Annotated in this window: 4 protein-coding genes and 2 rRNA genes; 4 read left to right on the top strand and 2 right to left on the bottom strand. The window is 40.3% G+C overall.

The window, feature by feature from the left end:
• Nucleotides 1-225: 225 nt before the first annotated feature.
• Nucleotides 226-3,235: ribosomal RNA gene (locus tag E2I05_RS01510) — 23S ribosomal RNA — on the top strand.
• Between the two features lie 160 nt (nt 3,236-3,395).
• Nucleotides 3,396-3,511 (top strand): 5S ribosomal RNA (gene rrf, locus E2I05_RS01515).
• Between the two features lie 423 nt (nt 3,512-3,934).
• Here the strand turns inward: rrf and E2I05_RS01520 are convergent.
• Together E2I05_RS01520 and E2I05_RS01525 are read right to left on the bottom strand one after the other, a co-directional pair.
• Complete coding sequence (locus E2I05_RS01520) at nt 3,935-5,035, bottom strand: WD40/YVTN/BNR-like repeat-containing protein (RefSeq protein ID WP_121854611.1); 1,101 nt, start codon at nt 5,033-5,035, stop codon at nt 3,935-3,937.
• 141 nt (nt 5,036-5,176) lie between these two features.
• Nucleotides 5,177-6,895, bottom strand: a complete 1,719-nt coding sequence (locus tag E2I05_RS01525; RefSeq protein ID WP_121854610.1) for a hypothetical protein — start codon at nt 6,893-6,895, stop codon at nt 5,177-5,179.
• 397 nt (nt 6,896-7,292) lie between these two features.
• Here E2I05_RS01525 and E2I05_RS01530 point away from each other — a divergent pair, with 397 nt between their 5' ends.
• Nucleotides 7,293-9,155 (top strand): ankyrin repeat domain-containing protein, encoded by a 1,863-nt coding sequence (locus tag E2I05_RS01530; protein ID WP_121854609.1) that lies wholly within the window; start codon nt 7,293-7,295, stop codon nt 9,153-9,155.
• A gap of 1,262 nt (nt 9,156-10,417) precedes the next feature.
• Nucleotides 10,418-13,000, top strand: coding sequence for a pentatricopeptide repeat-containing protein (locus E2I05_RS01535; protein WP_121854608.1), 2,583 nt, complete (start codon nt 10,418-10,420; stop codon nt 12,998-13,000).
• Nucleotides 13,001-13,446: the final 446 nt, after the last annotated feature.

Consider the following 13,446-nt stretch of genomic DNA (forward strand, 5'->3'; position numbering starts at 1 on the left):
AATCATACGAAAAATCTCAAAAACGATGCATTACATTAAATGGTAAAGCATCAAGAGTTCTCAAACACTTTATTAAGTGTCTTGAATATTCAAAACTAAGGCGATATCAGCATCAACTTACCCGTTGATGCAATGATTATCAGTAAAAACCAGCTAGTTGCAATGCAGCTCAATGATGTTAACGACTTGTTTTTTAGCAAGAAGTGAAACTCATCTGGGTTGTATGGTTAAGCGACTAAGCGTATACGGTGGATGCCTTGGCAGTCAGAGGCGATGAAGGACGTGTTAATCTGCGATAAGCTCAGTTAAGTCGATAAAAGGCGTTACAGACTGAGATTTCCGAATGGGGCAACCCAATCACATAAGTGATTATCATACAGTGAATACATAGCTGTGTGAGGCGAACGTGGGGAACTGAAACATCTAAGTACCCATAGGAAAAGAAATCAACCGAGATTCCCCTAGTAGCGGCGAGCGAACGGGGATTAGCCCTTAAGTCTTTGGGGTGTTAGTGGAATACGTTGGAAAGCGTAGCGGCACAGGGTGATAGCCCCGTACACGAAAACTAACCGAAGATGAAAACGAGTAGGACGGCACACGTGACATGTTGTCTGAACATGGGGGGACCATCCTCCAAGGCTAAATACTCCTGACTGACCGATAGTGAACCAGTACCGTGAGGGAAAGGCGAAAAGAACCCCTGTGAGGGGAGTGAAATAGAACCTGAAACCGTATACGTACAAGCAGTGGGAGCGGCCCAACTCTTTATGGGTAAGAAGCCGTGACTGCGTACCTTTTGTATAATGGGTCAGCGACTTACATTTTGTAGCGAGGTTAAGCGAATAGCGGAGCCGTAGGGAAACCGAGTCTTAACTGGGCGTTGAGTTGCAAGGTGTAGACCCGAAACCCGGTGATCTAGCCATGGGCAGGTTGAAGGTTGAGTAACATCAACTGGAGGACCGAACCGACTTATGTTGAAAAATGAGCGGATGACTTGTGGCTGGGGGTGAAAGGCCAATCAAACCGGGAGATATCTGGTTCTCCTCGAAAGCTATTTAGGTAGCGCCTCGAGCGAATACCATTGGGGGTAGAGCACTGTTAAGGCTAGGGGGTCATCCCGACTTACCAACCCTTTGCAAACTCCGAATACCAATGAGTACTACTCGGGAGACACACGGCGGGTGCTAACGTCCGTCGTGGAAAGGGAAACAACCCAGACCATCAGCTAAGGTCCCAAAGTTATTGCTAAGTGGGAAACGATGTGGGAAGGCTTAGACAGCTAGGAAGTTGGCTTAGAAGCAGCCATCTTTTAAAGAAAGCGTAATAGCTCACTAGTCGAGTCGGCCTGCGCGGAAGATTTAACGGGGCTAAGCAATACACCGAAGCTATGGGTGTTTGTGCATCACCAGATGCGATTTCAGCTAACTGACATTTGTTTTTTAAATGTCAGTTTAAGCACGCAATACGTTGAGGCGGTTGTGGAGAATAAGTCGTATGTGGGATGCACAAACGCGGTAGAGGAGCGTTCTGTAAGCGGTAGAAGGCGAAGGGGTAACCCACGCTGGACGTATCAGAAGTGCGAATGCTGACATGAGTAACGATAAAGGGAGTGAAAAACTCCCTCGCCGAAAGACCAAGGGTTCCTGTCCAATGTTAATCAGGGCAGGGTGAGTCGACCCCTAAGGCGAGGCCGAAAGGCGTAGTCGATGGGAAACCGGTTAATATTCCGGTACTTCTGCTTACTGCGATGGAGAGACGGAGAAGGCTAGGCGAGCGCGGCGTTGGTAGTCCGCGTTTAAGGCTGTAGGCTGTAGACTTAGGCAAATCCGGGTTTACATTAGGCTGAGAGCTGATGACGAGTCACTAAGGTGATGAAGTCGTTGATGCCCTGCTTCCAGGAAAATCTTCTAAGCTTCAGGTAAGTAGGAATCGTACCCCAAACCGACACAGGTGGTTGGGTAGAGAATACCAAGGCGCTTGAGAGAACTCGGCTGAAGGAACTAGGCAAAATGGTACCGTAACTTCGGGAGAAGGTACGCTCTTGACGGTGATGAGACTTGCTCTCTAAGCTGTTGGGAGTCGCAGATACCAGGTGGCTGCAACTGTTTATCAAAAACACAGCACTGTGCAAAATCGCAAGATGACGTATACGGTGTGACGCCTGCCCGGTGCCGGAAGGTTAATTGATTGGGTTAGACTTAGGTCGAAGCTCATGATCGAAGCCCCGGTAAACGGCGGCCGTAACTATAACGGTCCTAAGGTAGCGAAATTCCTTGTCGGGTAAGTTCCGACCTGCACGAATGGCGTAATGATGGCCACGCTGTCTCCAGCCGAGACTCAGTGAAGTTGAAATTGCGGTGAAGATGCCGTATACCCGCGGCTAGACGGAAAGACCCCGTGAACCTTTACTATAGCTTGGCACTGAACATTGACCCTACATGTGTAGGATAGGTGGGAGACTTTGAAGCGTTGTCGCTAGATGATGTGGAGTCAACCTTGAAATACCACCCTTGTAGTGTTGATGTTCTAACTTGGCTCTCTCATCGAGAGTAAGGACAGTGCCTGGTGGGTAGTTTGACTGGGGCGGTCTCCTCCCAAAGAGTAACGGAGGAGCACGAAGGTTGGCTAAGTACGGTCGGACATCGTACGGTTAGTGCAATGGCATAAGCCAGCTTAACTGCGAGACAGACACGTCGAGCAGGTACGAAAGTAGGTCATAGTGATCCGGTGGTTCTGAATGGAAGGGCCATCGCTCAACGGATAAAAGGTACTCCGGGGATAACAGGCTGATACCGCCCAAGAGTTCATATCGACGGCGGTGTTTGGCACCTCGATGTCGGCTCATCACATCCTGGGGCTGAAGTCGGTCCCAAGGGTATGGCTGTTCGCCATTTAAAGTGGTACGCGAGCTGGGTTCAGAACGTCGTGAGACAGTTCGGTCCCTATCTGCCGTGGGCGTTAGATGATTGAGAGGAGCTGCTCCTAGTACGAGAGGACCGGAGTGGACGAACCGCTGGTGTTCGGGTTGTTATGCCAATAGCATTGCCCGGTAGCTACGTTCGGAATCGATAACCGCTGAAAGCATCTAAGCGGGAAGCGAGCCTCGAGATGAGTCATCTCTAGAGCTTTAAGCTCTCTAAAGGGCCGTCCGAGACTAGGACGTTGATAGGCAAGGTGTGTAAGCGTTGTGAGGCGTTGAGCTAACTTGTACTAATGACCCGTGAGGCTTAACCATACAACCCAGATGGGTTTTACAACCTTAGTGAATATATAAGCGCTTAATAAAGTAAGAACTTTGAGATAATTTCTTGTAAAAACAAGTATCAGCCAACCAAATTATTAATTTACGGCTAAAAGAGCGGTAAATAAAGAAAAGAACAAGCAAACAGAATTTGTCTGGAGACAATAGAGCTGTGGCACCACCTGATCCCATTCCGAACTCAGAAGTGAAACGCAGTATCGCCGATGGTAGTGTGGGGTTTCCCCATGTGAGAGTAGGTCATTTCCAGGCGCCAAATAAACAAAAAGGCCATCCAAACGGGTGGCCTTTTTGCGTGTGGAAGAAAATCTTTAACTCATAATCACTAATGGTATCGAACTTTAACCTAAATAAATCGGTTGAACGCACAATTTAACTTTAATTTATTGAAGTTAAATACAAAATTAAACAACCCGAATTCACCCATCAGGAGAGTGCTGAACATTCATATACTTGCCAAAATCACCGCTAGCTGCGTTATAAATTTTGCAAGTAGAAACGAAGTAACAACAGTTTTGTATGTCACTACTTGCTGCTATTCATGCCTTGCTATCAGTATTTTTTCTGCGTATATGAATGATCCCAACCAATTTATTTATGTTTAACGGTCTTTATCGTAATTGAGTAAGAGATTTTTAGGAGCATGGCTTATCAGGTTTTTTTATCTAAAAATGACTATTGCTCCATTGTCATTTGGTAATAAGAATAAGTGTAATAAGGAAATGACCCTGTTTTTACTTCGACAATGCCTTTATTGGAATTGTAATTGAAGTTAACTATTTGCATTGTTTCTTTCTGACATTCTCCCCCGCAAACCATATTATTTAGTGCTGAAGGTTGTATAGTTTGTTGATTAAGTTTTCCATCCATCTTCCATAATCCTTTGTCACTTCTTGTGTAATAAACCAGATCATTATTTTTAGTAAAGACGAGGTCTCTAATTATGTCGTTGAACTTTGTGGGTTTAAAAGTTTGGGCCCCGTCGTCGGACAACCAAACGTACTCTTTAAGCTGTGGATCTTTATAGGAAAACATTGAAGCGTATATTCTTGCTGTATTAGGCTTAAACGTTATATTAAAAACTCCGTCATGTGTAAGGGGAGTATCAGGAAAAGTAATTAATGATGAATGCCAAGTTTTGCCAACATCATCAGAGTAAACTAATTGTTCTTTGGAATTGTAACCGATGATTGTCCCGCCAGCGGTTGCTACATCTAAGAACTGTGGTTCGTTTGGTGCGTGTAGCTCATTACAGGTGTGGCCATTATCATAGGTAATGAATAGTCCGTAATTGGTTACAAATATCATTGAACCATCTGAACGTTTGGTTGATGCTAAATGGCTCAAGCCGTTATTTAAAGGGCAAGTCGAATCATCTATTGAGTACCATGTGCTACCAGCGTCGGAAGTATGTTCAAGATACATATTTGCACCATCCACACGGATAGCCAATGCATTAACTTGATCACGGCCTTCAAACTCGATACTTATGTACCAATTTTGATCTCCTCTAATTTTTGACCAGTGTATGCCTGCATCTGTGGAGCGCCATAAGCCGCCACTTAATTGGGTGTTGATTTCTTTATAAGCCAAAGCTGTTTGCCCATCTTTACTGTAAGTAAAGTGGTACTCAGAGTCTGGAAGATCGGTGATTTTCGTGAATGTTGATGTTGTAGCGTAAACATTACTACTCAAAAAACAAAAGTAAAGTGTGATTTTTAAGCAAGCTTTTAACCTTGATGTGTAAAAAGCCGAAAGATTATTATAAGTATTCATAAGTTGCCCTATCAAAATAAAATCACCAATGAAGTTACTCTTTGATAGATAGGGCTCTAAATAATTTAATGCAATATCATTGTTAATTTGAATCTATTTAGCAAATTACCCTAATCTAAGTATTAGAAGAATAAGATTAAACTATTGAGTGCTGGTATTGTGCGTTGGCATTGTGTGTGATTGACGGCACCAGAAGTTGGCAATATATTTCTTGGAATCTCGATATGCATTTTCTGACAGTAATTGCGCTTTTATAACAGGGCTTGGAGTAAAAATTCCCGCTTTTACATCTAACTTCAATTTAAAATCAGTATTTCTCTTTAAATTTCCATTGTGCACAATCATATAAAGGATAAAGCTGCCTTCAATGAATTCTGCAATTGATCTACGGTGAATAGATTCTAAATATCTTCGATAAAAAAGTGGAAAGAATTCAGTACTAGGGAGCTGATCAATGAATGGTCGATAATCATCTAGAAGCGTTAATCTGGGTATAAATTGAAAACGAGATTTTTGAGCATCCATATTATCCAATAGTAAAGAAGATATTTCTCGATATTTTTCGTCAGAAAGGCCATTCTCTGATTTATTGAGTTCAGTGCAAAGCACTTTAAATCCACTTAAAAAATTGTCAAATAGTGGCCTATCCATTACATTCTTAAGTTGGCCATGAATAAAGTATTGCCAAAATTTTCGCAATGGCTCTAACGTTTCTGAGTCTAGATTTAATAAATCAAGCCTAAGTTCAGGGGGGATTGTTGAGGTTAAAGCCGCATGTATACAGTCATGAAAAAAGCTTCCTGCTCCGAACCATATTCCATCGGGTTGCAGTAAGCTGTTGGCAACTTCACAATGCCATAATGCGCCAACTTGCAGATGATTGAGCCTATGTTGTTTTACGTCATTCCAGCTGCAAGGGCCAAATAGAGGTTTTAAAGATAGAGGATTATGTTGCACTGGTACCCCACGAGCACATGCTATACACGCTTGTATTAGCTTAAAAGGAGGGAGATAAGCATGGTGTGTTATTGATGATGTTTTAAATTGTTCAATAAAAAATATTGGAATTGTATTTTGAAGTAGATTTAACCAATAACAGATATGGTTAACTTGTGGAGTCTCTGCTCCTTTGTCTTGTAGAATATAATTTTTTTTATAGGCAAACCACTCTTTCACAAATGCGTTATTTAAAGTGACTTTCAAAAAGATTTCATTTTTATAATCAATTCCCATTGATTCAAAGTAACGTAAAGCTCCCTTTAGTTTCAATTCACGTTTTTGAAACCCCTCATCCTGTGAAGATGAAAAGTTGATATCCTCAACTTTGACAGTGGTGATGTCTGATGCAAGGTTATCAAGCATGTTCATTGGCGCAGGCATGCATTTAGGGTTGAATAATAAATACGTTAATAGCGTACAGTAGTATTGCATGAACTCTTGTTCAGTGACTTTTTGGTTTTCTAACGCCCAGTATAATGTGTTGCATGTATCTACATCTTTAAATAGTGGAGAATCATAAGGTTGCTGTTTTAATAGTAAGAACTTATGTTCATAGGTGAAATCTTTGGCTATGGACTGAAATTTACTTTTTTCTGCAGGGGTTAATCGAGTTTTTAGCTCTGATAACATAGGGGCGTTTTTAGTCGTAGATTGCACTGTGTGTCCGGCGTTATAGTTATAGCTTAGTAAAGCCGTGGCCTGTGGTTCAGATTTAGTACCGTCGGTCATAAAATTTTCAACATCATGATTTTTAGGTTGTGCTGATGCTTCAAAATTGAATGATTCTTCTTGATAATCCTCCAACTCAGTATTAAAAAGATGGGGGAGTGGAGTGGAATTGTTTAAGCCCGAAGTTAACATTTGTTATCAAGTTTAATTGCAGATAGTAAAATACTTTGCCAAATAATTAACTTATACTCAATGAAGTTAAATAATAATTAATCGATAATTAATCGATAATTAATCGATAATTAATTGCCCTGTATGGTCCTGTTGCCTCGATTAGTACGTTGAAACTTTAACTATCTAATACCAATTAATGGCCTACCTATTTAGTGAACACAGCTCTGTTCTCTTGATTCAAGTTTGGTTAACTATCTTTAATTTTGTATCCATTGCTCATTTATCTATTTGTATAACAATGAGTTATCTGTTTCATTTTTTCAAAAATGAAGAGTGGAGTTGTAGGGCTGTAAAAACAACGTACTGATTTGTGTTAAATTATTTACATTGTTCAATGCAATGAAAGGTTTTCGATATGGCAGCAACAATTCCCAGCAATCCATTGGGTGTACCAAATAATGCTCATGGGTCTGATTACTCTGTTATATCTTCAAGTAGTTCAGATGGGCTTGAAATTTCGGAAATTCCCTTTACTGCAAGAATATTAAGCGCTAAAGAAAAAGAAAGACATAAATATTTTCATGAAGTTAGCCGAGGAAGTCACAAGGAATATCTCCCTAAGTTAAAATTGCCAACATATGCAGTTCAAGTTGATATTCCCATTTCTCCTAGTAATGAAAGTGGTTTCTATTCCTCTTCACCAAATAGTCCATTATCTGGAGAGGTAAGTTTACAATATCAGGAATCCACCGCTACGATTCTAGCTTCAACGGTTCGTCCGTCAGGGTTAGCGTCGTTATCAATTGGAGCTACTTTAGAAAGAGAAGATAGTTTGAGTTTCCCCCGCCAAGGGTATGAAACTGCGTCTGAAGTCTCTGAAAGTGAAAATTATGTAGATATGCAAATGGCTGATAAAGGTTTCTATACTGCTCTTGTTAAGGAGTTGGACATTGAGAAGGCCGCACGCATTCTTTCTGAAGGAAATCTAACACTATCAAAAAAAGCAGTTTCTAAATATATATTTAACAAATATCCCGAAGATTTTTTGTATAGTGCTGTGAAGACCAAAAACAGTCAATTGGTTTGGGCCATCCTTACTATAGATAAAAAAAACGGCTATCCATTCAGAGAGTACCTAAATATAAAAATTGGAAACTGCACTCCATTGTTATTGGCTTGTCAAAATAAAGATCCAGAAACGGCTAAATTGATCGTTAAAGCAGGTGCTGATCTCAATATCACGGGGACCGAAGTTAACTTAAGTGCAATTGAGTATTGTTCACTAAATAACGAAATTGAGCTAGTTGCAGGGCTATTAAGTTATGGAGCAGCGCTTTCTCCTGCTTATTTAACGTCAACAGTGATGATAGATGAAGCGATTAGGCAAAATGTTCCTGATGCCATTTATTTATTTGTAAAAGCAGGGGTTCCTTATCCTGTTAAAATAGGTGGCTTACCAATTTTTGAGTACGCCATGATTCACGATCCTTTTTTAGTTGAGGAGTTAGCAAGAAAAGGAGAGAAGTGCACTAACGACGAAAAAGGTATGCAAGTAATCAGAAAAGCATATGAAGAAAACAATTTAAGGCTAATGACAGCGTTGATTATTTCTGGTGTTCCATATAAACAATTATTCGAAGATAAAACACCACTTGAGTACGCTTGTGCATCTGGTTGTGACAAATTAGTGGCGGCAATGCATGATAAAGGAGAGCTCATAAGTCACATAAACCCTGAAGGGCAAAGTTATGTTCGTATTGCAATAGAAAACTGTCATCTTGATGTTTTAAAACTGCTCGTTGAGAGATGTGGAGTGACAGAAAATACTAATTACGGTTTGTTTGCACAAGACCCCTCAGGTGACACTGCATTGCATGTTGGGCTGGAGGTAGGGGATGAAAAAATGGTAAGTTATTTGATTAACCTTGCGCCTCATTTGGCTTGTCAGCTTAGAAATGGGAATGGTCAAACACCAATGCAAATACTTGAACAAAAAAACCATGATTTTCATGTTTTGTTCGCCACGATTAAAACTCTTACTTCACTGTTTTTGTCGAAAGAAGCTGCAATACTGTCGAATTATCTTATTGGACAAAATTTTGTCGCAAAACCGACTGAAGAATTAGATTTTATGATCGAGAGTTTAAGACAAGAGTCAAATACTAAAAAAGTAGATTTGAAACAACCGAAAAGTGATTGCAGGGCAAAAGCGCAGCAGCAAGTACTTCAATCATCAAAGCCTACACCACTGAGTACACATCTTGGTAGTCTTGTTTGAAGCCTCTGACTCTTCTTTGTTGACATAAACATCACAGAATTCATAAGCCTTAGCTTAAGCAGCACAAGTCATACCCGAATGTTTTAATCGAGCACTCAGTTTCTTTTTTTGGCTGTTAACTTTATCCTAAATAAATCGGTTGGGAGCGTTCATATACGCAGAAAAAATTACTGATGGCAAGGCATGAATAGCAGCAAGTAGTGGTTCTACTTGCAAAATTTATAACGCAGCTAGCGGTGGTTTTGGCAAGTATATGAATGTTCAGCACTCACCTGATGGGTGAATTAGGGTTGTTTAATTTTGTATTTAACTTCAATGAATTAAAGCTAAATTGTGCGTTCAACCGATTTATTTAGGTTTATTTAGGATTAATTAACGGCACAAAATGTCTTCGATTTTCAAAGGCACTGGATTCCTGCCTTCGCAGGAATGACGAAAAATTACAGAATGCGCCATAGAAAAAATGTCATGGATCTGGACAAAAGTTGTTTAACCTAGAAACATCAGTTGACTGCGTTCTCAAGCGTAGAAAAAATGGCTGATATTAAGACGTAGCTTGCAGCAAGTAGTTATTCTACTTGCAAAAGTTACAACGCAGATAGCAGCCATTTTAGCAAGCTTGTGAGCGTAGAGCATTTCACTCATTGAGTGAAAAACATGATAATAAAATCATCCAATTGCTCAAACAGTTACTCATATACTCAGCGTTCAACTGATGTTTTTAGGTTTAAGGAACATCCGGTTAGTTGGCATAGAATCATTAGAAAACCTGACAAAATAAAATGCTGTTATCAACGAAACATTAAAGCTTACTGAACATACAGAAGATATTTGGAAGCGTGTATACCCAAATTTTTCTACTTCCACCATTAAAATGATAAACTGCAATCAAGTAATGAAGTGTCTGAGAGGTTATTATTCAACCATATTTTGGGGTGTCTAACCTGTCTACTAAAGTTGAGTCCAACTCGATTTCCACTGAGCTACATTCTCGTAAACGAACTCGTACAGATGCCGTAACGTATCAGGTGTCACAGCCCAAAAGGCATTGCAACCAAATCAGATCATACTTTTCTTATCAACCAGATCCACAACTGAAAACCAAGCCTTCTTATAAACACTTTAAACTTAGTCGTTCAAGACACGCTACTTACCGAAATCTTCAAGCGTACAAAGGAGAGAAAGCTCGCTATTCACATTGTGCACGTGTTCATTCAGACAATGTAAAATCTAACCTAAGGTCTAGAAATCTCCCTAATAACATGTGGGTGATAGATAATTTTCTTTATTGGAAAGGAAAGGATAAAAAAATCGTCGACGTCATCAGAGTGACAATTTCTTGCATTAATGAATGCAATACCCTGAGTGAGTCACTAGCGTTGATCAATAATTTAAACGCAATACTTAGGGAAAATAAATATGAACTGCGTAAGCAACCAGAGCCTTTCAATGCTTATTTGTCCAAGGCGTTGGGTTTCTACAAAAAAAAACATTTACAGCATCTTTCAGCGAAAGATTTAGCTCAACAGGGAGAAAAAGTCATAGCGCTTATGAGAGCAATGAAAGTCACTCCCGACGCCGTCAGCTGCATCAACTTGTTAACCGTTTACAACGCAACAAAGCAGTTTAAGGCTGCTGAGCGTTTGATACTGGGCAATGAGCATGGGCGAAGTTATATTTCAAAATGGAAGGTAGCCGTTAATATTAAGCTTTATAACGCCTTCCTTGGTGTATGCGCTCAAACCCAACAATTTAAAGCCGCCCAGAAGGTATTGACCATTCTGAAAGACAATGTCAGAGCCATGCGGCCTAAAAAACAAATAAAGCCCACAAATATCACTTGTATCGAACTGTTAACTGTTTACGGCGCAACAAACGAGTTTAAAGCTGCTGAGCGTTTGGTACTGGGCAATGAGCATGGACGAAGTTATATTTCAAAATGGAAGGTAGCCGTTAATATTAAGGTTTTTAACGCCTTCCTTGGTGTATGTGCTAAAACCCAAGAATTTGAAGCCGCTCAGAAGGTATTGACCATTCTGAAAGACAATGCAAGAGCTAGGCGGCCTAAAGACGAAATATGGCCCGATGCCATCACTTGTATCGAGCTGTTAAATGTTTACGCCGCAACAAAGCAGTTTAAGGCTGCTGAGCGTTTGGTACTGGGTAATGAGCATGGACGAAGTTATATTTCAGAATGGGAGGTAGCCGTTAATATTAAAGTTTATGGTGCTTTTCTTGGTGTATGCGCTGAAACCCAAGAATTTAAAGCTGCTCAGAAGGTATTGACCATTCTGAAAGACAATGCAAGAGCCAGATGTCCTAAAGATGAAATATGGCCCGATGACATCACTTGTGTCGACCTGTTAACTGTTTACGCCGCAACAAAGCACTTTAAGGCTGCCGAGCGTTTGGTACTGGGTAATGAGTATGGACGAAGTTATATTTCAGAATGGGAGGTAGCCGTTAATATTAAGGTTTATAACGCTTTCCTTGGTGTATGTGCTGAAACCCAACAATTTAAAGCTGCTCAGAAAGTCTTGACCATCTTGAGAGGCAATGCTAGCACCACGGCGTCTAAAGACCAAATAAAGCCCAATGCCATCACTTGTACCAACCTGTTAACTGTTTATGCCGCAACAAAGCAGTTTAAGGCTGCTGAGCGTTTAGTGCTGGGTAATGAGCATGAACAGAGTTATATTTCAAAATGGAAGGGAGCCGTTAATATTAAGGTTTATGGTGCTTTCCTTAATGTATGTGCTCAAACCGAACAATTTGAAGCCGCTCAGCAGGTATTGACTATCCTGAAAGACAATTTCAAAGCCATGTGGCCTAAATACGAAATAAAGCCCAATGCCATCACTTGTATCGGCCTGTTAACTGTTTATGCCGCAACAAAGCAATTTGAGGCTGCTGAGCGTTTGGTAATGGGTGAGCGAAGTTATATGTCAGAATGGAAGGTAGATGTTAATATTAAGGTTTATGGTGCTTTCCTTGGTGTATGTGCTCAAACTGAACAATTTGAAGCCGCTCAGAAGGTTTTGACCATCCTGAATGACAATGCAAGAGCCATGGAGCTTAAAGACGAAATAAAGCCCGATGCCATCACTTGTATCGACCTGTTAACTGTTTATGCCGCAACAAAGCAATTTGAGGCTGCTGAGCGTTTGGTAATGGGCGAGCGAAGTTATATGTCAGAATGGAAAGTAGCCGTTAATATTAAGGTTTATAACGCCTTCCTTGGTGTATGTGCTCAAACCGAACAATTTAAAGCTGCTCAGAAGGTATTGACCATTCTGAAAGATAATCTCAGAGCCATACAGCCTAAAGACCAAATAAAGCCCAATGTCATCACTTGTGTCGCCCTGTTAATCGTTTATGCTGCAACAAATCAGTCTGAGGCTGCTGAGCGTTTGGTGTTTGGTAATGAACAAGAACAAAGCTACCTATTAGAGTGGGAGATAGCCCCTCATTTCCTTATTTATGCTTACTGGGCACTGGTCAGTGAAAATGATTTCGACAAGTCTATGGATAAATTGTGCCGCTTAGACTTATGTCATAAACAACTTGGACTGGTAGGGAGTGTTTTTAACTGCCATGTTGACAGTATATTTAGTTGTAGTTTGAGTAAGGATATCAGCTCTGGTGTACCCTTCCAGTTTGCTAAGGCTCTATATCAATTTCATTGCCGTCGCAATGGAAAGCTTGCCATTGAAAAAATTATAACGGGTCATAACTTAGGTCAAACTTTAAAAACGAGTTTTATTTCGTTTTTAAAAGAGGAACATCAACTAGAGTTTAAGCCTTGTGCATCAAATACTGGAATCATTAAGCTAAAAGCTCAGTAAGTTAACAATCCGCTATCTACATGTTACATGCAGATATATTGTAAATGTCGGAGAACAATAAAGTTTGAAACTAATTTTTGGACAAAAGTTGTTTAAGGAACATCCGGTTAGTTGGTATAGAATCATTAGGGGCTGTTGATCTTTCAGGATTAAATTTTGTGCTATTTGAGTATTTATCTGTTCAACCTAAATAAATCGGTTGGGAGCGTTCATATATGCAGAAAAAATTATTGATAGCAAGGCACGAATAGCAGCAAGTAGTGGTTCTACTTGCAAAATTTATAACGCAGCTAGCGGTGATTTTGGCAAGTATATGAATGTTCAGCACTTACCTGATGGGTGAGTTCGGGTTGTTTAATCTTGTATTTAACTTCAATAGATTAAAGTTAAATTGTGCGTTCAACTGATATATTTAGGTTCAAGACGTGAGCAGTGATGCTTAGCCA

The sequence above is a fragment of the Parashewanella spongiae genome (assembly GCF_004358345.1).
In the GTDB taxonomy this organism is placed as follows: domain Bacteria; phylum Pseudomonadota; class Gammaproteobacteria; order Enterobacterales; family Shewanellaceae; genus Parashewanella; species Parashewanella spongiae.

Coding starts and splice junctions, on each gene's coding strand:
- E2I05_RS01525 (WP_121854610.1), bottom strand. CDS start 6,895: ATGTTAACTTCGGGCTTAAACAATTCCACTCCACTCCCCCATCTTTTT.
- E2I05_RS01530 (WP_121854609.1), top strand. CDS start 7,293: ATGGCAGCAACAATTCCCAGCAATCCATTGGGTGTACCAAATAATGCT.
- E2I05_RS01535 (WP_121854608.1), top strand. CDS start 10,418: ATGTGGGTGATAGATAATTTTCTTTATTGGAAAGGAAAGGATAAAAAA.
- E2I05_RS01520 (WP_121854611.1), bottom strand. CDS start 5,035: ATGAATACTTATAATAATCTTTCGGCTTTTTACACATCAAGGTTAAAA.